The sequence below is a fragment of the Bacillus sp. BSL6 genome (genome assembly GCF_052928345.1).
In genome coordinates, this window is sequence record NZ_JAVGCW010000011.1 from 34,056 (window position 1) to 54,601 (window position 20,546).

Consider the following 20,546-nt stretch of genomic DNA (forward strand, 5'->3'; position numbering starts at 1 on the left):
TGCAAAAATGTAACTTTCATAGACTGAAACGCATTTTTTGTATATAATTGTAAACTGAATTCTAAATATAAACTAGGAGAATAATAATATGAAAAAATGGTTGCTACTCTTATTTAGTTTACTACTATTAATTCCTGTCCCTATTTCCGCACAAAAAAACGAAAATCCAAAAATCCTTATTTTATACAGTTCGAGCGATGATCAAATTACAAGTGACACCCAAATACTTAATACACAAGTAGGACATTTTACTAATAACATAACAATAAAAAATATAAAACAGTTAGCTGAAATAACTGATAAATCTTCATATACACATGTTATTTACATAGGTGAAAAACAAGAAGAACTTCCCACTGAAACAAAAGAATTTCTAGAAAATTTCTCAGGACCACTACTCGTTTTAGGTCAAAATATAGAACAATTATCCAAACGTTTTTCATTTATCACACTTAAAAATGAAGATATAAACTCTGATACAATTGAATATCCAACACGTAAACTAAAGAATACATTAGAGGACGAACGATCCATTAAAAACCTTGATACAAATGGAACAATTCTTGCCAATGCTTTAAAAGGAAATACTACTTATCCATTAATTGTACAACAAAATAATTCTTATTATGTTGCAACGCCAAATCTCTTTGACTGGATGTCTCATTACATCGGTGAAGTGTTATTTTCTTACTTCGGACAAAAGCCAACGAACAATAAGGTAGAAGCTTATTTACGTCTTGAAGACGTTCATCCAGCCGCAGATATAAATCAATTAAAAGAAATTGCTGAATTACTAAAAGAGAAAAAGATGCCATACATGATCACTGTTATTCCTGTATATACGGATCCAGAAACAGGTAAAACACTACATTTAAAAGATAAACCCGAACTAGTCGATCTTTTACGCTCTATGCAAGATGATGGTGCAACAATTATTATGCATGGTTATACTCACCAATTTTATGATAGTGAAACTGGTGAAGGTTTTGAATTTTGGGATGTAAAAACAGACCAACCAATTCGTCAACCGAAGCATGAAAAACCAAAAACAAAAGATGATTTCCCTAACATAGAGGCATATAATACATACGTAAAAAAAGGGGAAGAATTTGAAGAAAAATATACGACTGATCATATTGAAAAAGGCATTCAAGAACTTGTAGATGCCAAATTATATCCTGTCGCATTTGAAGCACCTCATTACACGATGTCTCAAAAAGGATATGAAATATTATCAAGATACTTTTCAACTTATGTGGGACAACTACAGTTAAGTGATACAACTTGGAAATCTATGCACTCTCCGGCATACAGAAGTACACCATCATTTTTACATGGCATGAAATTAATGCCTGAAACAGTTGGATTTATCGAAGAAGATAAACCACACGCTATTGCTAAAATGAAAGCAAATGCTGTATCTGTTGCCAAATTATCCAATGGAGTTATTGGTGCATTCTATCATCCTTACTTAGGTGTAAAACCATTAAAAGAAGTACTAAAGGATCTAGAAAGTATTCCAAATATAGAATGGATTGATTTACAAAAGGAAACAAATGAAGTGAAAATGAAAGATATTCATATCACTACTAATAAAGACGGCATTCACGTTGAAAAACCAACAAGCGCAAGTGACATAATAGATTATATAAAAAAATATGGATTTTTCCTTATACTCGGTTTCCTCGTCATTGTCTTTCTCTTATTATTAAGACGTGCGAAAAAATTAGAATCCTAATACAAAACCACCAAGCAAAATGCTTGGTGGTTTTTTTAACTTAAACCAAAACGTGGCATATTATTAATAACCCATTGATTATGTTCATAAATAAATTCAACTTCTACTGTTTCCGTTACATTATCATAGTCATTATACGTTTCAACCTTCGCTTTTATTTTCCCATCCTTTAACTCAGCAGAAATAATTTTTGTAAATTTAGTTGCTGCTTTTGACCCTGGATCTCCAATAACATAGTGCATTTTTCCATTTAACTCTTTCATATACTTACTCTTCATATACTCTGCCATAAATGATTTTGAGAAGTACGTAGATAGCGTAGTCTCTAAATTATCTTTCTTATTATAAATAGGGTTCACTAATTCCCCATATAAAAAATCCCCTACTCGTTTTGGGTTTCCTGTTAGTGCAGCCATTTGAACATTAGTAAGTTCCTTCTGTGCATTCCATACCTTCTGTAACATAACGTCATCTGCTAGCTTCTTATCTTTTACTTCATTTGATTTCTTTGTGTCTAGATTCATGATAGTTCCATTATCCGTATAGAGATACATATCTCCTGCTACAAGATATAAATAAGATTTAGTTGGTTCAACCGCTTTATTATAAATTACTTTTTCATTCCCACCATTCATTTTCTTCTTATATACGCCGTCCTTTTTTACATAATAAAAAGTATCTCCTTTCACATTCATCTGCAAGGCATCCTTTACCAATAACTTTTCATTATTTTGTTGAACGTCTATTTCATATATGCCATGCTCAGCTTCATTTGTTTCAAAAGGTAACGAAAAGTCGACGACAGCATATAATTTTTCATCATTATACGTAGCACTAGATATTGTTGCATAATTTTCTTTTGACCAAGTTTTATTATCTTTTGTCACTTGTGTTCCACGATTTTTATTCCAATGTAGAATACTATCATCTATCGTTCGAGACCATCCAGAGTTTTTAAATGCTGCTTCTTCTTCCTGTCCCGTTTTTAAATCCATTTTTGCAATCCCTACAATATCAAAACCACCATGCTCAGAATATTTTTTCGGGTAAAATAAAGTTTGATCTTTTATATAAACATAATTTGTATCCGCTTTTAACGTATCTAACTTTTTATTAGATATATCATACTTCATTAGAGAAGATAATCCCGCGTTCTTCTCTTCATCCGTATGAATAAAATATAAAGCTTTGTTTTTTATATTTATGTAAGAAGCATTTACACCTTCCACTACACGTTCCGAAGTCTGAAACTGATCTTTCGTACGATAAATGCCTCCTGTATTTTTATCACCATTTACAGAATAGTAAATCCAACCTTTACTCTCTGCCATCTTTCCTTGGTTAGAGATGTTTCCAACCAAATTTCCGTTTTTCTCATTTTCTTTCATCTGTTTTTCAACTACTGGATCAATTTGTACTTCTTTATTTTCTTGTGTGGCATTTGAATTTATAGTCTTTTTTTCTGTTTCACAACCAAACGCTACAAGTGAAAGGGCACCAACCATAATTGTAATAGCTATTTTTTTATATGCTTTCCCCATTTTCTCCCCTACTTTCTTCATCAAATTAAACACATCATAAATTATAGAAAATATTAGAAAAAATATCCATAATAAAAAGAGATAAGAGAAACTCTCCTATCCCTTCAAATAAAGTGAAATCTTAATCATTTAGGGTCTTAATTTCCGGAAAATAGCGGGGTAAAATTGAATCGTATTTTCATATATCGTTTCTGCAACCTTATCAACAGCTACGTTTTTTATAACACTAATTTCCTTTAATACCTCTCGAATCATTCTCGGATGTGTCATAACACCCTCTTGAAATTCCCACGGTCCATCTGTTTCTACCATCATATATTCAAGAGGATAATACGAAACAATTTTTCTAATCTTCTCCTTATGTAAAACATCTGGTGTAATAGAAATATAATAACCGTTCCTCATCATACGTTTCATTGTTGTTTCACTTCCTTTAAACCAATGAAAATGTGCACGTGAAACTTTATATTCTTCAAGTAAATCACATACAATATCAGCATCTTCATATACTGCATGCAATATAATTGGTAAATCATATTTACTAGCTAGTTCAACAAACCGTTGTAACACTGATATATACGAATTGATAGCAAAGCGCTCATCTTCTTTTCTTAAATAATACGGTAAGCCAACTTCACCAATCGCAACTATATCATCTACATGCTCTTCAATTAATTTATAAATTTGCTCACATTCTTCTTTATGAATCGGTTGCTCCGGATGAAAACCTATTGCTGGATGTACAAAAGGATATAGTTTTGCTAAAGATAAAGTTTCTTTACATGATTGATAATTCATAGATACTGCAATAAGCCCCTTTATCTCTTTACTATGCTCCACATCTTTAAGTAATTTACTTTTCTCTTCACCCTTATATTTGTCAACATGTATATGACTATCAATCCACTTCACCTTTATTCCCCCATAAAAAAAACAAGAAAGGATCTCCCTTCTTGTTTTGTCATCTATATTATTTAACAATTAAGTTTGTTATGATATCAAATAATCCAATACATACTACGGCAACAGTAAAGTAGCTACAGAAATCTTTAATTGGAAACTTCACTACTTCTTCTTTACGCATCCCATTCTTCTCCCTTCTTACTATATCCCTAATTATTTTTATCTATTTGTATCTATTATGCAAAAAATATGACAAATTTACTATCGAATTAACTTACGTAAACCTTACAATGTTGTAAGGTTTATAAAAAGGGCCTCATCTCCATACAGATGAGGCTATTAAAAAGTAGTTGGTTTTTCATTCTTCATTCATATTACAAACAGAAAGTAATACAGTGAGACTTTCTAATTACACTATATAAAATTCACTATCTTTTAACCATCGAATTACATTACAGAAGACTTACATGTTTGTAAGCTATGTGTAATGTAATTCGATAGTTTCCCTCACCTACATCTCGTACAATAAAGTTAGCAAGTAGGCCAAATAAGAAGAACACTCACATAACCAAATTACATTGCTAGTAGCTACTCTTCTTATACCTTTCACTCATGCTACTACAATGTACCCCCTTCCCCTTTATATATTAAAAAAAGCCTTAGTCCATATGGAATAAGGCTTTTTTTGCACACATCAAAATACCCCTACCTAGTATTTTTATTTTCGACAAAAAATAGGTGGGGGTATAATTCACTATCTCATCGCTAAAAGTTTACTCTTTGCATTAATGGGAATATTTACAGCTTCAATTTCTTCAATTGACTCGCCGTAGCGTCCTTTTGCGTACACTTTTAATGTTTCATCTCTCTTTAACATATGCTTAACAGTCTTCTTTATTTTTTGTTCTCTTCCACGTTCGTCAAATGCAATAAATTCATATTCATACCACTCATCGCCAATATGCTGACCAATTGTATTCACAACCGTATAGTATTCTTTCGTCTTATAAAATGGATTATATTTATCGATAACCGGTCCAAGTTTCGTAGGTAGTAACATTATTACTATGACTATCATCGCTATTATAGTAGTGATCATTTTTTTCTTCATAATAAACATTCCTCCTCTGCAGGATATATATACATCCATTTTAAAAAGAAGGAATAAAATCTACTATTGAATCTCATTACATTACACTTACATTTTTGTAAGAATAAAAAAGGTGAACGAATTTATCCGTTCACCTTTTAGCTTGCTTTAAAGCCACCGCCAAGTACATCACGTACATCATGGATAACGACGAAAGCATCTTCATCTACTCGGCTAATAACTTGCTTTAACTTAACAAGCTCTTGTTTATTAATAACAACATATAAAACTTCTTTATTTTTACCAGTATATCCGCCGCGCCCTTCTAATACAGTAACGCCGCGTGTCATGTTTTTCGTAATAGCCTCACGTATTAACTCTGGTTGATTTGAAATAATTGTAACAGCCGTTTTTGTGTCCATTCCTTCTACAATGAAATCAATTACTTTCGCTCCGATGAATACTGCAACAAGTGTGTACATCGCTTTTTCTTGCCCTATTATAAATACAGAACCAGCAATTACAACGATATCAATAATAAGTACACCTTTACCGACGCTCCAACCTAAATATTGATTTGCTAACCGTGCTAAAATTGCCGATCCCCCTGATGTACCTCCAGCTTTGAACATACAGCCTAATCCGATACCGACAAATACACCAGCAAATAGTGCCGCTAATAACGTATCACTATTTACATGATACTCAATATGTTCCGTAACATATAAAAACAAAGATGTTTCTACAATCCCTAAAATTGTATAAACCATCGTTTTCTTATCAAAAAATTTATAACCAACAGCTAGTAAAATTGCATTTATAGCAAAATTCACAATCCCCGGCGACCAATCAAATAAATAGTACGTAACAACCGTTAAACCAATAATTCCACCCTCTGATAGACGGTTTGGAATTGCAAAGTAATTAATACCAATTGCGAATAATAATGAACCAATTGTAATTAGTGTTATTTCCTTTATACGTTGATTAACCATAGTTCATACCCTCCCCCCATTTGACATTGTATCACTATCTCCTAGAGGTTTAGAAGTTGTTTTTATTCCGCATTTTACCTCTTAAAAATCACGATATTATGTTTAAACAGAGGGGTGATTAATTATTCACATTTGCTCTAACTATACGGACAAATTGCTCCACATTCCCCTTCTGAATATACTTAGCTCGGATGGTTTCATGATTACAAATAAATTCGAAATACGGGCGAAAAACTATGCTATCTATATGCAAATATGAGTACTCTTTAAATGTTGAAGGATAGTATAGAAATTTTCCGTAAAACAGGAGACGTCTAGTAGTCGCAACAAAAATCCCATGTTGATAACATAACGTGAAATGATCCTTCTCAAAAACCCCCACCACAAAGGCTAAAACATTTTCGTCATTCCCTAAAAACTTTTTTATACTTAATAAAAGTTCATTCATGCATTTCCCTCCAAATACTATTTTTGAAAAGAATCCATGGATTATTACAGACCGGTTTAACTCCTTTATAAAGTATGAAACGCGTTTCCTGTCAAAGATATTTCAAAAAAATAATCCGTTATGCGATTATGTGCATAACGGATTAAAACTAAACGGTAGAACGTTCCACAAGTTCATACGGAATTTCCACCTTTTCTTGTTTAGAACGTTCATCACTTGTTTGCCTATAAAACATTTCAAAGGCTTTTCTACCTATTTCATTTAAATTTTGATCAATAGTTGTAAGTTGTAACACTTGCGAAATAGGTTGGTTATCAAATCCAATAATCGCTAAGTCTTCAGGAACTTGAATACCTAATTTTTCAGCTTCTGTCATAAGCCCAATTGCAACTTCATCTCCTGCTACTATTAATGCTTCAGGAAGATGCTGCAGTTCCTTTAATTTATGAGCCACTTTCACACCATCTTCTAACGTAAAACATTCTGTAAAAATCCACTCTTCATTCACTTCTTCATCTATAGATTGCAATTGACGCTTATACACATCAAAACGTTTTTGACTACTCGGTCCTAGCTTTCTTCCCGTGCAATAACCAATTTTTTTATAACCTTTTTCAATCAGGTGATTCATTCCTAGCTGGAAAGCTGCCGAATGATTTGTATATACACTTGAGATATGTGAAATATCATTGTCTTCACAAGCAATGATTGTGCCGTATGAAGCATACGGTTCTATCATTTCCCAATCATTTGCACGTGAACAAATAATAAGGCCATCTAATTGTTTCGTTTTTAACATATGTAAACTTTTCATTTCTTCTTTTTTATTATAGTTTGTTTGGCAAAGTAGCACCCTGTAGTTATGAGTTAACGCTCCCTTCATCATTCCCCCTACCATTGCATCGAAGCTCGGGTGATTGATGTAAGGGAGAATTACACCAACAATATTCGTCTTTCCTTTTGATAAATGAACAGCATTTGCGTTTTGTGAGTAATTCAACTTCTCAACTATCTCTATAACCGCTTTCCTTTTTTCTTCACTTACATACGGATGATCATTCAATACTCTCGAAACAGTCGTAACTGAAACTCCCGCCATCTTTGCAATATCTTTAATATTAGCCATACACTCACCTCTACTTTTAAATTAATAAATTCCATGAACATATGTCAAACCTTCTCATCATTACACCTTCATTCATTTTTCTTACAAAAGTGTAATTTCCCTGTAAGCTAATTCGATAGTTACTCTCCGCTATTTTTCATACAATTAAGTCAGAAACAGGGCAACCATTATTCGAAAAGGAGCGGATTTATATGATGAACAAAGTGAAATCAAACAATTTTTTAAATACAATGGGCATGGTATTTTCCGCTCTTATCGATGCAAAAGCTGTTGCCTCTACATTAAACAAGTAAGGAGAATATACGATGAATAACATTACTTTTAACAAATTAGATTTTTTAGGACTAGCTAGCGGATCAGTTCTTCTTACTGCTTTTATTTACGCCGCTACGCTTGTATAACTTTTGTGTCCCCTTTCCCCTTCATTATAAATAGTAATAGAAAAGACGACCGTCTATGCCCGGTCGTCTTTTCTTACTTTTGATTTGATTGTAAAGCTTCCTTAAGCTCCTCAAACTTCTCATTTAATTGATCTGTCATCATTTTCATAGCTGTTTTTCGATCTATTTGTTCTTCAGCATCAATTTGAATTGGGTCTCCAAAAATTAATTGTGCTCTTTTTCCTTTTATTAATTCTTTTACACTTGAGGGACCAATATAAGCTGCCGGTATTAATGGAACGTTAGAACGCATCGCAATTGTCACAGCACCAGCTTTTAACGAAACGTCTTCTGTCGATCTCGTTCCACTCGGGAAAATCCCTACCACTTTTCCTTCTTTTAATAAGCGTGATGGAATTTTAAGTGTACTCGGTCCTGGATTTGCACGATCTACAGGGAATGCATTTACATTTTTAAAGAACCAATTTTTGAATTTCCCTTCAAATAATTCTTTTTTGGCCATGTAATGAATCTCTGTTGGGTACATCCCTGTAGCTAACATTAATACATCCATAAAACTTGTATGTGTACACGCAACAACATACGGACCACCTTCTGGTAGTTTTTCTCTTCCTTGCACTTCTACTTTCCCAGCTGTTTTAAATATATATTTCAACAAAAATGTAATTGGTTTATACATTGGTTTCGTTCCTTTCTGAACATCCGAAGTATAGTCATTTTCTTACCTCAATTATAACACTAAGTTATAGGAGTTGGTAATAAAAATGAGTATTAATTGTTAATTTTCAATTCTTACAAAAGTGTAATTTTCTTGTAAGCTAATTCGATAGTTACTTCTTGCGATATTTCATACAATTAAGTCAGAAACAGGGCAACCATTATTCGAAAAGGAGCGGATCAATATGATGAACAAGCTGAAAACGAACAATCTTTTAAATACAATGGGCATGGTATTTTCCGCTCTTATCGATGCAAAAGCTGTTGCTTCTACATTAAATAAGTAAGGAGAATGCACCATGAATAACATCACTTTTAACAAATTAGATTTTTTAGGATTAGCTAGCGGCTCTCTTCTTCTTACTGCTTTTATTTACGCTGCTACGCTTGTATAACTTTGTGTCCCCTTTCCCCTTTATATAGAAGAAGACGACCGTCTATGCCCGGTCGTCTTTTTAAATGTTTTTTTCTTTTAACTCTTTTAAAAGCTGTATCATTTCAGCTTGTTGTTTTATCTTCTTACGACCATTTCGATTAATTGCTGCAAGCTCACAAGCAACTCCAACGGCGAAGAAAAACAATAAACTTTCTAACATATGAAATCCTCCAATTGCCTATTAAACAGCTTGACGTAATTGCTCTTCTTGTAACACCTTCTTATTTATATTTTCTTCTTTTCTCTGACAAACATTATTGCGAATAAGCGCTGCAATAACAAATAAAGTCCCTACAATATCAAACATCGTGATTTGATATCCTTGCATCATCATAATTATTAAAGTCGTAATAGGCACACAGTTAATAAACAAAATCCCATTAATAGATGATAAAATCTTCACACCGTAATTCCAAGCAAGTAATGCTACAATTCCCGGTAATGTCATCATAAATAACAAATCATATTTCACGACAGAAATCGTTCCCATACTCGGAACTGAAACATATCCAAGCGATGTAATAAGTACCGTTATAATTCCTGTAACGGTCGTACCGAATACACACGTCAATGTAGAGTAACGTAATGTCGACCAATCGCTACACGTTTGACCACCCATCGTATAAATAACCCAACCTACAACTCCAACAAATATACATGCTAGTGAAAACATGTTATCTTTCAATGTTAAAAAGAAACTCATGTCGCCCTTTGTAATAACAAATACAGCCCCTACAAAAGCGATAATCATGCTCGTTATCATATATTTTTTCGGTTTTATATGCTTATATCCCCATAAAATACAAATAGAAATCATCGGCATAAGTGCTTCCATAATGGAGGCTACCATCACGCCTGATTTTCCCATTAACATTTGACCTAAAAATACAAGTACATTATATACAGTAAACGCCATCGTTCCGAAAAAGACGAGTAACTTTCCTCTTCCTTCTAAACGAAATGCCTGTTTCCCTTCTTTCATTAACAACAATATAATCAGCATTATCGCCACCGCTCCATAGCGAATAAGCGAAAAATAAAACGGATCTATGTATTCTAACGCATGATCAGCAACTGGAAACATCGCTCCCCATGACATACTTGCAATTAAACATGCTAAAGCTCCTATTATCATTTGACCTCTTCTCACCACAATCCCCCGCTTCTTTCTATTTGCACAAAGAGAATTGTAAAAGAAAAAATATATCACGTAAAATGATTCAAAATGATGTTAACTATCATTTATAATGATAGTTAACATCAAGGAGGACAGTATTATGGAATTAAGAGATTTACAAATCTTCCAGAGCGTTGCCGACCAAGGTAGTGTAAGTAGCGCAGCAAAGGAATTAAATTACGTACAATCAAATGTAACAACGCGTATTAAACAACTGGAGAACGAGCTGAAAACACCGCTCTTTTATCGTCATAAACGAGGCATGACTTTAACAGCTGAAGGAAGAAAAATGCTCGTTTATGTTAATAAAATTTTGCAAGATGTTGACGAGTTAAAACAAGTATTTTTAGATAGTGAAACACCCTCTGGCATATTAAAAATCGGTACTGTCGAAACAGTAAGTACATTACCTACCATTTTATCTTCTTACTATAAAAGCTATCCGAACGTCGATTTATCATTACAAGCAGGTCTAACAGAAGAATTAATTAGAGAAGTACTCAATCATCAACTAGATGGCGCTTTTATATCAGGGCCAATAAAACATCCCCTTATTGAACAATATGATGTTAGTACAGAGAAATTAATGCTTGTAACACAAAATAAAGCTTTTCATATAGAAGAATTTACAACAACGCCTCTACTCGTTTTTAACCAAGGTTGTGGATACCGTTCCAAACTAGAACGATGGCTGAAAGACGAAGGTTTGCTACCAAAAAGAATTATGGAATTTAATATATTAGAGACTATATTAAACAGTGTTGCACTCGGCCTTGGAATTACGCTCGTACCACAGTCTGCTGTCCACCATCTTTCTAAAGCAGGGAAAGTACATTGTCATGCAATCCCTGAAAAATACGGCAGTATTTCAACGGTTTTCATACGCCGCAAGGATAGCTATATGACAAATTCAATGCGTAGCTTTTTAAAAACAATCGAAGAGCACCACCACATTAATATGCTTTAAAAGACATTCTTACACGAATGTCTTTTTTTCTTACAAAAGTGTAAGTCTTCCGTAAGCTAATTCGATAGTTGCAGGCGATCATATTTCCTATAATTAAGATATAAAGCAGGGCAACAACAATTCGAAAAGGAGCGGATACGCATGATGAACAAAATGAAATCAAACAAATTTTTAAATACAATGGGCATGGTGCTATCCGCACTTGTCGATGCAAAAGCTGTTGCAACTACATTAAACAAATAAGGAGAGATTATAATGAACAACATTACATTTAACAAATCAGACTTTATCGGACTTGCAAGTGGAGCGACTCTTCTTACAGCTTTCATTTACACACTTGCTAAAGGTCTTGTTTAACACTTTGTTTCCCCAACCCCTTTATATATAGAAAAAGCTGCTCGTCTTATAGACAAGCAGCTTTTTAGTTTGTCCCGCTTTAATGGGCAGTAAGATCCCCACCTCAAAATTCAGCGAAAGCAAAGAAGTTAGGTGGGGTCGGGCTGCCCATTAAAGTCCGATTGGTGAGGGCTGATAATCAGTGGGGGATGAAGCCCCCCACTGATTAAAGTTTCACTTTATTTCATATATAATTTGACCTGTTTTCGTCATATCATATCCGCCAATCGCTTTTAGTTCATTATGAAATTCTTCCGATTGCAGAATGTCTTTTACAACTTCGATCAACTCTTCATTTTCTTTATTCTTCAAAATCACTAAATCATACTGCTCTTTCATGATTGGAATAAAGTCTACATTTACAATTTGCGAAAACTTTTCTGATCCTACTCCCACATCAGCTTTCCCATTCGCGACTTGCGTAGCAACACCAAGATGATTCGATTCTTCCCATTCATATCCACTAATACGTTCTTTATTTAAATTTTGAATGCGCAATTGTTCATCGACTAACACCCTAATACCAGAACCTTTTTCTCGATTTACAAATCGTATAGATGATTGAGATAAATCATCCCATGTTTTTATATTTTTTGGATTTCCCTTTTGCACATAAAACCCAACGTTCCTTGCTAATAAATTAATCATCGTACATGGTTGTCCTACTAAAATACGTTTTACGTAAGGAACATTATATGTACCCGTTTCGCCATCAAACAAATGCAAGCTAACGATACTTCCTTCTCCTTGATACATTTTTACTAGGCTCGTTAAACTACCTTGATATGCCCTTAATATATTTGAACTTGGCAGGCGATTTTCTATACGTTTTGCCAACATGTCTAACGTTAGTTCTTGTCCGCTAATAATACATGTATTCGAGATACTATTACTGTCATTCTTTACAGAAGTAACTTGTACGTTACCTGTTTTCATTTGCTTAATATATTGTTCTAAATCTGCTGCATCAATGCGCATCTGTCTACCAATTCTATAAGAAGGCAGTTCTCCTTTTTTAATTAAATCGTATACAGTTAATTTTGATACTTTTAATCGCTTCGCTACTTCTTCCGTTGTGTAGGAATGATGATCCATAGACGATTCCTCACTTTCTTTCTTCATTGTAACAAAGAAAAGAATATTTCTCCTATATTTTAAAAATAACTACATCGTTCAAATTATATTCAATTATAACTAGTTATATTTAGTTATATTTAGTTATAATTAATTATGTAAAAACGAAAGGGGATTTTTTATGAATAAGTTTACATTACAATCCATCGGGGCACTTATCCTTTCTTTTCTTCTTATATTTAGTGTTGCATGTACAAGCGGAGAGAAGAAAGAGAAATCAACCGCTAAAGAAGGAAAAACAGTTGAACTTACTATATCAGCAGCTGCAAGCTTACAAGATGCGCTAAAAGAAATTGAAACAAAATATAAAGAAAAAGAACCTAATATTAAACTTTCTTTTAACTTCGGCGCTTCTGGTGCACTTCAACAACAAATCGAACAAGGTGCACCTGCTGATTTATTCTTCTCAGCAGCCGAAGATAAATTCCAAACTCTCGTTAAAAAAGGATTCATTAATGAAAAAGAGGGGAAAAATCTCCTTGGAAACGAACTCGTTCTAGTCGTCCCAAAAGATAGTTCTCTTACAAAAATTCAAGATTTAAAAGATGAAAAAATAAAAAAAATCGCACTTGGTACACCTGAATCTGTACCTGCGGGAAAATACGCAAAAGCTTCTCTCACACATGAAAATCTTTGGAATGACATTCAAAATAAAGTCGTATTTACAAAAGATGTTCGCCAAGTGTTAACATATGTAGAAACAGGTAATGTTGATGCTGGTATTGTATACAAAACAGATGCTCTTATTTCAAACAAAGTAAAAGTTGGTGAGACAGCAGCGGATACTTCTCATGAGCCAATTCACTATCCTTTAGGTGTTATAAAAGAATCTAAACACAAGAAAGAGGCGACTTCATTTTATGAGTATTTGCAGTCAAAAGATGCACAATCTATCTTTAAAAAATACGGATTTACAGTCCTATCATAATTGCCATGAGCTTTGATACTATTTTATCACCAATCTTTCTATCTTTACGAGTAGCTGCATGTGCCACCATTATCGTTACCATTTTAGGAACGATAATCGGACGAGCGCTAGCACGCTCCTCATGGAGATATAAAGTAATATTAGAAACTATTTTCTTACTACCAATGGTACTTCCGCCAACTGTAATCGGCTTTTTTCTCATTATCATTTTTGGAAATAACAGTCCCATTGGAATGTGGATAGAATCAATATTTCAGCAATCTATTATGTTCACATCTACTGCTGCTATCATTGCTTCTACAGTTGTTGCATTTCCACTTATGTATCAATCAGCAAAAACAGGATTTTCTATCGCGAATGTACAAATTGAAGAAAGTGCTCGTGACCTTGGTGCAAGTGAATATCAAGTTTTTCTACACGTCACACTTCCGCTTGCATTTCCTGCCTTACTAAGTGGAATGATTTTGAGCTTTGTTCGTGCGCTTGGTGAGTTTGGTGCTACGCTCATGTTTGCCGGAAACATTCCTGGTAAAACACAAACTATCCCAACTGCCATTTACATGGCGATTGATGCAAGTAATATGCAGCTCGCCTGGACACTAGTAGTTATCACTATTAGTATGTCCCTCCTATTTTTGCTATGTATTCAGCTTATTAATAAAAGAATTACTAACTCTTAAGGCAGCTCTTTTTGAAGCTGCTTTTTTATTTCTTAGGAAATAAAAATATACCACCGGGAAATAACTGAATTTTAATTTTTATTTAAATATACATTCTATTTGAATTTACTTTCTAAAATAGGCAATTTCCTGTTATTATATGGAGGTGTTTGAAAAAATGAAGAAATGAAAACGCATTTATATCGTGAATTCTTCATCCTGTTTTAGCGATCGGTAATCTTCTACTCTAGTAGTGGGGCATTACCGATCGTTAGAACGATATGTAATTATATTGGTATAGCAAAACGAAGGGAGTCTTGTAATGGACATTTTATTAGCGCTTCTTCCTGCAATTGCATGGGGAAACATCTTATTAGTAAGCGTAAAAATGGGCGGTGGTGCATATAGCCAAACGGTAGGTATGACAATCGGTGCTCTATTCTTCGCAACAATTATGTATGTATTTACTCAACCAACTTTAACAATGACAATCTTGATTGTTGGTTTTATTTCAGGTTTATTCTGGGCTTTAGGACAAGTAAACCAATTAAAAACAGTTGAAAAACTAGGCGTTTCAACTACTGTAACAATTTCCACTGGTATGCAACTTGTTGCAACTTCTATCTTTGGGGTTATCGCTTTTCGTGAGTGGACTACTACTACAACGATCATTCTGGGAACGATTGCAATCCTATTAATCGTAGTTGGTGTTGTATTCACATCATTAGATGATAAAGAAAATGCTCAGCCACCAGGACAATTGAAAAAGGGCCTTCTTACTTTAATTGTTTCTACTTTTGGCTATCTTGTATATGTAATTATTATTCGTTGGTATAACATCGATGGTTGGTCTGCTATTTTACCACAAGCAGTTGGTATGTTTGTTGGTGCGGTTGTACTGACATCTAAACATAAACCATTTAACAAATATGCAATCCGTAACGCTTTATCTGGTTTACTATGGGGAACTGGAAACTTATTCTTACTTCTTTCATTACCACGTGTCGGAGTAGCAACAAGCTTCCCATTATCTCAAACTGGAATCGTTATCTCAACATTTGGTGCGATTGTCTTCTTAGGCGAAAAGAAAACGAAACGTCAATTGATCTTTATTGCGCTAGGTAGTGTTTTAATTATCGGCGGCGCTGTATTACTTGGTATGACAAAAGCATAAACTTATAATCTATTAGTAAACCCCTGAGGCACATATGCTTCAGGGGTTTTTTAATTCTAATTATTTTCTAGATATAATTATTTGTATGTTTTTGGCCCTTATAATTATTCTTCCACTCTAGCAAACCCGCTACACATATAAAGAGATTAATAACAGCTAATATTAGCATAACGTATAACCCAGTGGAGATATAAATTGAAATACTAACTACATTATATAAAATCCATAAATGCCAGTTTTCTAAGATTTTTCGACTTAGCATAAATTGAGCTACTAATCCTAGTACAGCATTTAAAGCGTCTAAATATGGACTTGTTGATTCTAAGTAATGGACTTGATAATACCCCCAACCAATCCATGCAACTAAAATAAAGATTATATAAAAAATACAACCTTTCAAATCTAAACGAACTGTTGCTTTTACCTCTTCCTCCCCACTACGTGCAATCCAATGATACCAACCATATACATTAAATATAAATTGAAAACCTGCCAATACTGCCATTGCATATAAACCTTGTGTAATAAAAATATACAGAAATACCGCAACGGTAATCATACCGAATAAAAAGTTGGATACTTTTTCTCTTGCTAATAGCCAAACATTAATAATTCCCATGACCGATGCAAAGATTTCAATATAGCTCGATTGAATATACAATCCAACCAATACACAAATAATACTAGTAATGAGTAAAAAGAGCGGACTTCTAATCATAATCATCTCTCCCCAGATGTGTAATAAATTCCCTATCACCAGTATAAGGAATCACTCTCCCTTTCACCATTAATTCCCTACTTTTCATTATCTATTCCATCTACAATAAGCCTTTTCTTTTTACAAAATTCTCTTAAAAATGGTATCGTTTTTTATAACATATCTCCACTAGAAAGGAATAGAGGATATGCTAACTAAACATCGAATTCTATTTATTGGTGCTGGTCGTATGGCAGAAGCTATATTTTCCGGATTACTTAAAACAAGCAAAGAATACATCGAAGAGATTATCGTTTCTAACCGAAGTAACGTAGAAAAGCTAGATCAATTACGAGCGCGATATAATGTGTCTACTACCACAGATTGGAAGCATCATGTTACATCTGTTGATACGATTGTTTTAGCAATGCCGCCTTCTGCACATGAAGAATTATTAGCAGAGTTATCTCCGTTACTATCGAATCAACTTGTCGTAACGGTAGCTGCCGGCATCGGCCCATCTTATTTAGAAGAAAGACTTCCTAAAGGAACGCCTGTTGCTTGGATTATGCCAAATACAGCTGCTGAAATTGGTAAGTCTATCTCCTTATACACGATGGGACAATTCGTAAACGAGACTGATCAAGAAACCCTGCAATTGCTTTTAGGGGGCATTGGTACTTCGCAACTTTGTACCGAGGAAGAAGTTCATCAACTTACTGCAGTTACTGGAAGTGCACCAGCCTTCCTTTATTACTTTGCTGAAAGTTTAATTGAAGCAACAAAAAGTTATGGAGTCGATGAAGCAACCGCAAAACACCTTGTCATTCAAATGATTTCTGGCTCTGCTTCTATGCTTGAACAAACACAAGATCCAGCTAACCTCCGTGAACAAGTAACAACGCCAGGTGGTTCCACAGCTGAAGGTCTCAAAGCTTTATATGAATATAATTTTTCAGAGGCAATTCAAAAAGCAGTAGAAGCGACAAACAAAAAAGCTAGGGGGAAATAATATGAGTTTAACAAGTTTAAAAGACTATACAACATTACATAACGGTGTAAAAATGCCTTGGTTCGGCTTAGGTGTTTTTAAAGTAGAAGATGGTTCAGAAGTAATCGAGTCTGTGAAAGCAGCAATTAAAAATGGCTACCGCAGTATAGATACTGCAGCAATTTATCAAAATGAAGAAGGCGTTGGCCAAGCAATCCGTGAATCAGGTGTTTCACGTGAAGAATTATTTATTACATCAAAAGTATGGAATAGCGATCAAGGGTATGAAACAACACTTCAAGCATTTGAAACTACATTAGAAAAATTAGGACTAGAGTATTTAGATTTATATTTAGTACATTGGCCTGTAAAAGGGAAATATACTGAATCATGGAAAGCGTTAGAAAAACTTTATAAAGACGGCCGTGTTCGTGCAATTGGGGTGAGTAATTTCCATATTCACCACTTACAAGACGTATTTGAAATTGCTGAAATTAAGCCAATGGTCAATCAAGTGGAATACCACCCACGTCTAGCACAAGAAGAGTTGCACGCTTTCTGTAAAGAACATAATATCCAGCTTGAAGCTTGGTCACCGTTAATGCAAGGACAACTACTAGATAATCCAACGTTGCAAGAAATTGCGACAAAATATAATAAATCAACTGCGCAAATTATTTTACGCTGGGATTTACAAAACGAAGTTGTAACAATTCCTAAATCAATTAAAGAACATCGTATTATTGAAAATGCAAACATCTTCGACTTTGAATTAAGTGCTGATGATATGAAAGCAATTCAAGCTTTAAATGAAGATCGTCGCGTTGGTCCAGATCCAGATAACTTTAACTTCTAGTAGAAAAACCACTGCCATATGCAGTGGTTTTTCATTTAAGAAAACTGAAAATTTAAACTATATTTCATTCAGTTGACACTTCATCATCCAAGGTGTAAGATTTTGAATTATCAAAGAAACACAAAAATTAATAAAGTTTATTCGTTTACTCATTGTATCAAGAGAGGTGGAGGGACTGGCCCTTTGAAACCTCGGCAGCAGGTTCATTTTTGAATACTGTGCCACTTCCTGCAAGCTTTATAGCTTGAAAGATAGAATGAGGGACTTCGTTTATATACGGGTGCATAACTTGTACGTAAAAATCCCTCTTTCTCAATACGAAAAGAGGGATTTTTTATTTTTCATTTCCCTCATCATCATCCAAACTTAATTATTTAGGAGGAAAATCAAATGAAAAAGAAGTTTGTACCCGGTATTGCATCAGTTGTAGGAGTAAGTATTTTATTAACTGGTTGCGGTAGTTATAAAAACGAAGCAAGCGGAGCAAATGCAAAAGACGAGGCGCCTAGTAAACAAGTTTTAAACTTATCTTCACCTACTGAAATACGAACAATGGATACAGCTCGTGCTACAGATACTGATTCTGGTCAAGTAATGAGAAACGTATTTGAAGGTTTGTATAACCTTGGTGAAGGTAATAAACCTGTCCCTGGTGTTGCAAAATCTCATGAAGTAAGTGGTGATAAAACGAAATACACATTCCACCTGCGAGATTCAAAATGGTCAAACGGTACTCCTGTTACAGCGAAAGATTTTGTCTTCGCTTGGCAAAGAGCTGTCGATCCAGCAACAGCCTCTGAATATGCATTTCTATTCTTTGATATTAAAAATGCAACAAAAATTAACAACAAAGAACTTCCAGCCGACCAACTTGGTGTAAAAGCAGTTGATGACCATACATTTGAGGTAGAATTAGAACGCCCTGTTCCATATTTTATTAGCTTAACAGCGTTCCCAACATTTCTACCAATTAACGAGGAATTCTTTAAAAAACAAGGTGATAAGTACGCTTTAGAAGACAATACAATCTTGTACAACGGCGCTTTTACACTAAGCGATTGGAAGCATGAACAAAGCTTTAAATTCAAGAAAAACCCTACCTATTGGGATAAAGATACTGTCAAACTAGAGGAAATCAATTTTAACGTCGTAAAAGAAAAATCAACAGAAGTAAACCTATTCGAATCAAAACAATTAGACCGTATAAAATTAACATCCGACTTCGTTGATAAATATAAAAAAGATGCGAACTTTAAAGAACGCCCGAACGTAGGCGTACAATTTTTACGTATGAACCAACAAAACAAAGTACTACAAAACGTGTCTGCACGCCAAGCAATCGATCAAACAATTGATCGAAAATCCTTTGTAAATACGTTATTAAATGATGGCTCTACACCAACCTTTGGTCTCGTTCCAAAAAACTTTGCAAAAGGGCCTGATGGAAAAGACTTCCGTACTATAAACGGGGATTTAACCAAAGTTGATACAAAATCTGCACAAGAGTTATGGAAAAAGGCGAAACAAGAGCTTGGTTCTGAAAAGATAACATTAGAATTATTAACAAGTGATGCTGACCTTGATAAGAAAACTGGTGAGTTCTTAAAAGGACAACTAGAAAAGAATTTAGATGGATTAACAGTAAATGTGAAACCACAACCACGTAAACAACAAGTTTCACTTTTATTAAAAGGTGACTATGAAATCGGTATTGATGGCTGGAGCCCTGACTTTGCTGACCCAATTACATTCCTTGAATTGTTTACAACGAATAACCCTTACAACTTAGATCATTACTCTAATAAGGAATTCGATGAAACAATTGAAAAAGTGAAAACGACTTTAGCTGGTGATGAAAAAGCTCGCTGGGAAGCATTACTAGCATCTGAAAAAATATTATTTAAAGACTCTGTTATCGCTCCCCTTTACCAAAAAGGCGAATCTTATTTAGAACGTTCTTATGTGAAAGGAATTGTGCAAGTAGACTTTGCAGGTCAATTAAACTTCAAATGGGCACAAATTGAAAAATAAAGTGAAACTTTAATCAGCCCCAACCAATCGGGCTTTTACGGGCAGTTGATCTCCCACCTAACTTCTTTGCTTCCGCTAAATTTTGAGGTGAGGGTCTTACTGCCCGTTAATGCGGGATAAAAGGCAAGCTGAATCGATGTT

At 34.3% G+C, this 20,546-nt stretch carries 22 protein-coding genes and 1 riboswitch; of the genes, 11 read left to right on the plus strand and 11 right to left on the minus strand.

The genetic code is table 11. The features are described from left to right. The first annotated feature begins 88 nt into the window (after positions 1-88). On the plus strand, positions 89-1,738 hold the full coding sequence (locus tag RCJ96_RS24685) for a DUF2334 domain-containing protein (protein WP_416504595.1): 1,650 nt from the start codon (positions 89-91) through the stop codon (positions 1,736-1,738). A gap of 35 nt (positions 1,739-1,773) precedes the next feature. Here the strand turns inward: RCJ96_RS24685 and RCJ96_RS24690 are convergent, their stop codons facing one another. The 6 genes from RCJ96_RS24690 to RCJ96_RS24715 all read right to left on the minus strand — a co-directional run bounded on the left by RCJ96_RS24690 (position 1,774) and on the right by RCJ96_RS24715 (position 7,841). Next, a complete protein-coding gene (locus tag RCJ96_RS24690; RefSeq protein ID WP_446699869.1) occupies positions 1,774-3,279 on the minus strand; it encodes a DL-endopeptidase inhibitor IseA family protein in 1,506 nt (501 codons plus the stop codon). A 129-nt stretch (positions 3,280-3,408) separates the two neighbouring features. Next, positions 3,409-4,191 carry a TatD family hydrolase gene (locus RCJ96_RS24695; protein WP_270796133.1) on the minus strand — a complete coding sequence of 261 codons (783 nt, stop codon included), beginning with the start codon at positions 4,189-4,191 and terminating at the stop codon, positions 3,409-3,411. 745 nt (positions 4,192-4,936) lie between these two features. After that, on the minus strand, positions 4,937-5,293 hold the full coding sequence (locus RCJ96_RS24700) for a YxeA family protein (RefSeq protein ID WP_000728419.1): 357 nt from the start codon (positions 5,291-5,293) through the stop codon (positions 4,937-4,939). A 137-nt stretch (positions 5,294-5,430) separates the two neighbouring features. Then, positions 5,431-6,267, minus strand: a complete 837-nt coding sequence (locus RCJ96_RS24705) for a YitT family protein (RefSeq protein WP_044790585.1) — start codon at positions 6,265-6,267, stop codon at positions 5,431-5,433. A gap of 118 nt (positions 6,268-6,385) precedes the next feature. Continuing rightward, on the minus strand, positions 6,386-6,715 hold the full coding sequence (locus RCJ96_RS24710) for a PH domain-containing protein (RefSeq protein ID WP_416504593.1): 330 nt from the start codon (positions 6,713-6,715) through the stop codon (positions 6,386-6,388). Positions 6,716-6,863: 148 nt separating this feature from the next. Next, positions 6,864-7,841 carry a LacI family DNA-binding transcriptional regulator gene (locus tag RCJ96_RS24715; protein WP_446699870.1) on the minus strand — a complete coding sequence of 326 codons (978 nt, stop codon included), beginning with the start codon at positions 7,839-7,841 and terminating at the stop codon, positions 6,864-6,866. A 305-nt stretch (positions 7,842-8,146) separates the two neighbouring features. Here RCJ96_RS24715 and RCJ96_RS24720 point away from each other — a divergent pair, with 305 nt between their 5' ends. Further along, the gene (locus tag RCJ96_RS24720; RefSeq protein ID WP_001060010.1) at positions 8,147-8,242 is read left to right on the plus strand and encodes a DUF3948 family protein; all 96 of its coding nucleotides are present in this window, start codon (positions 8,147-8,149) and stop codon (positions 8,240-8,242) included. A 73-nt stretch (positions 8,243-8,315) separates the two neighbouring features. Here RCJ96_RS24720 and RCJ96_RS24725 read toward each other — a convergent pair whose 3' ends face one another. Then, positions 8,316-8,921 carry a lysophospholipid acyltransferase family protein gene (locus RCJ96_RS24725; protein WP_000277772.1) on the minus strand — a complete coding sequence of 202 codons (606 nt, stop codon included), beginning with the start codon at positions 8,919-8,921 and terminating at the stop codon, positions 8,316-8,318. Between the two features lie 337 nt (positions 8,922-9,258). On the opposite strand from RCJ96_RS24725, the gene RCJ96_RS24730 reads away from it, so the two are divergent. Then, a complete protein-coding gene (locus RCJ96_RS24730) occupies positions 9,259-9,354 on the plus strand; it encodes a DUF3948 family protein (protein WP_001060007.1) in 96 nt (31 codons plus the stop codon). A gap of 60 nt (positions 9,355-9,414) precedes the next feature. Here RCJ96_RS24730 and RCJ96_RS24735 read toward each other — a convergent pair whose 3' ends face one another. Together RCJ96_RS24735 and RCJ96_RS24740 are read right to left on the minus strand one after the other, a co-directional pair. Continuing rightward, positions 9,415-9,555, minus strand: a complete 141-nt coding sequence (locus RCJ96_RS24735; protein ID WP_000894067.1) for a YrzO family protein — start codon at positions 9,553-9,555, stop codon at positions 9,415-9,417. A gap of 21 nt (positions 9,556-9,576) precedes the next feature. Then, on the minus strand, positions 9,577-10,545 hold the full coding sequence (locus RCJ96_RS24740; protein ID WP_416504591.1) for a DMT family transporter: 969 nt from the start codon (positions 10,543-10,545) through the stop codon (positions 9,577-9,579). A gap of 127 nt (positions 10,546-10,672) precedes the next feature. On the opposite strand from RCJ96_RS24740, the gene RCJ96_RS24745 reads away from it, so the two are divergent. After that, complete coding sequence (locus tag RCJ96_RS24745) at positions 10,673-11,539, plus strand: LysR family transcriptional regulator (RefSeq protein WP_074608868.1); 867 nt, start codon at positions 10,673-10,675, stop codon at positions 11,537-11,539. Between the two features lie 255 nt (positions 11,540-11,794). Next, positions 11,795-11,896: a DUF3948 family protein gene (locus tag RCJ96_RS24750; protein WP_001060016.1), complete on the plus strand. Its 102-nt coding sequence runs from the start codon at positions 11,795-11,797 to the stop codon at positions 11,894-11,896. A gap of 213 nt (positions 11,897-12,109) precedes the next feature. On the opposite strand, the gene RCJ96_RS24755 is transcribed toward RCJ96_RS24750, so the two are convergent. Next, a complete protein-coding gene (locus RCJ96_RS24755; protein ID WP_270796123.1) occupies positions 12,110-13,057 on the minus strand; it encodes a helix-turn-helix transcriptional regulator in 948 nt (315 codons plus the stop codon). A 133-nt stretch (positions 13,058-13,190) separates the two neighbouring features. Between RCJ96_RS24755 and modA the strand changes: the two genes are divergently transcribed. The 3 genes from modA to RCJ96_RS24770 all read left to right on the plus strand — a co-directional run bounded on the left by modA (position 13,191) and on the right by RCJ96_RS24770 (position 15,830). Beyond that, positions 13,191-13,997 (plus strand): molybdate ABC transporter substrate-binding protein, encoded by an 807-nt coding sequence (modA, locus tag RCJ96_RS24760; protein WP_074608874.1) that lies wholly within the window; start codon positions 13,191-13,193, stop codon positions 13,995-13,997. Positions 13,998-14,002: 5 nt separating this feature from the next. Beyond that, the gene (modB, locus tag RCJ96_RS24765; RefSeq protein WP_016716275.1) at positions 14,003-14,677 is read left to right on the plus strand and encodes a molybdate ABC transporter permease subunit; all 675 of its coding nucleotides are present in this window, start codon (positions 14,003-14,005) and stop codon (positions 14,675-14,677) included. A 301-nt stretch (positions 14,678-14,978) separates the two neighbouring features. Continuing rightward, a complete protein-coding gene (locus RCJ96_RS24770) occupies positions 14,979-15,830 on the plus strand; it encodes a GRP family sugar transporter (RefSeq protein WP_074608876.1) in 852 nt (283 codons plus the stop codon). A 67-nt stretch (positions 15,831-15,897) separates the two neighbouring features. On the opposite strand, the gene pnuC is transcribed toward RCJ96_RS24770, so the two are convergent. Next, positions 15,898-16,548: a nicotinamide riboside transporter PnuC gene (pnuC, locus tag RCJ96_RS24775; protein ID WP_074608878.1), complete on the minus strand. Its 651-nt coding sequence runs from the start codon at positions 16,546-16,548 to the stop codon at positions 15,898-15,900. A gap of 187 nt (positions 16,549-16,735) precedes the next feature. On the opposite strand from pnuC, the gene proC reads away from it, so the two are divergent. The 3 genes from proC to RCJ96_RS24790 all read left to right on the plus strand — a co-directional run bounded on the left by proC (position 16,736) and on the right by RCJ96_RS24790 (position 20,405). After that, positions 16,736-17,539 carry a pyrroline-5-carboxylate reductase gene (gene proC, locus RCJ96_RS24780; protein WP_074608881.1) on the plus strand — a complete coding sequence of 268 codons (804 nt, stop codon included), beginning with the start codon at positions 16,736-16,738 and terminating at the stop codon, positions 17,537-17,539. 1 nt (position 17,540) lies between these two features. Further along, positions 17,541-18,374: an aldo/keto reductase gene (locus RCJ96_RS24785; RefSeq protein ID WP_000060176.1), complete on the plus strand. Its 834-nt coding sequence runs from the start codon at positions 17,541-17,543 to the stop codon at positions 18,372-18,374. A gap of 151 nt (positions 18,375-18,525) precedes the next feature. Then, positions 18,526-18,632: riboswitch (SAM riboswitch) on the plus strand. A 132-nt stretch (positions 18,633-18,764) separates the two neighbouring features. Then, positions 18,765-20,405 (plus strand): peptide ABC transporter substrate-binding protein, encoded by a 1,641-nt coding sequence (locus tag RCJ96_RS24790; RefSeq protein ID WP_000726476.1) that lies wholly within the window; start codon positions 18,765-18,767, stop codon positions 20,403-20,405. Positions 20,406-20,546: the final 141 nt, after the last annotated feature.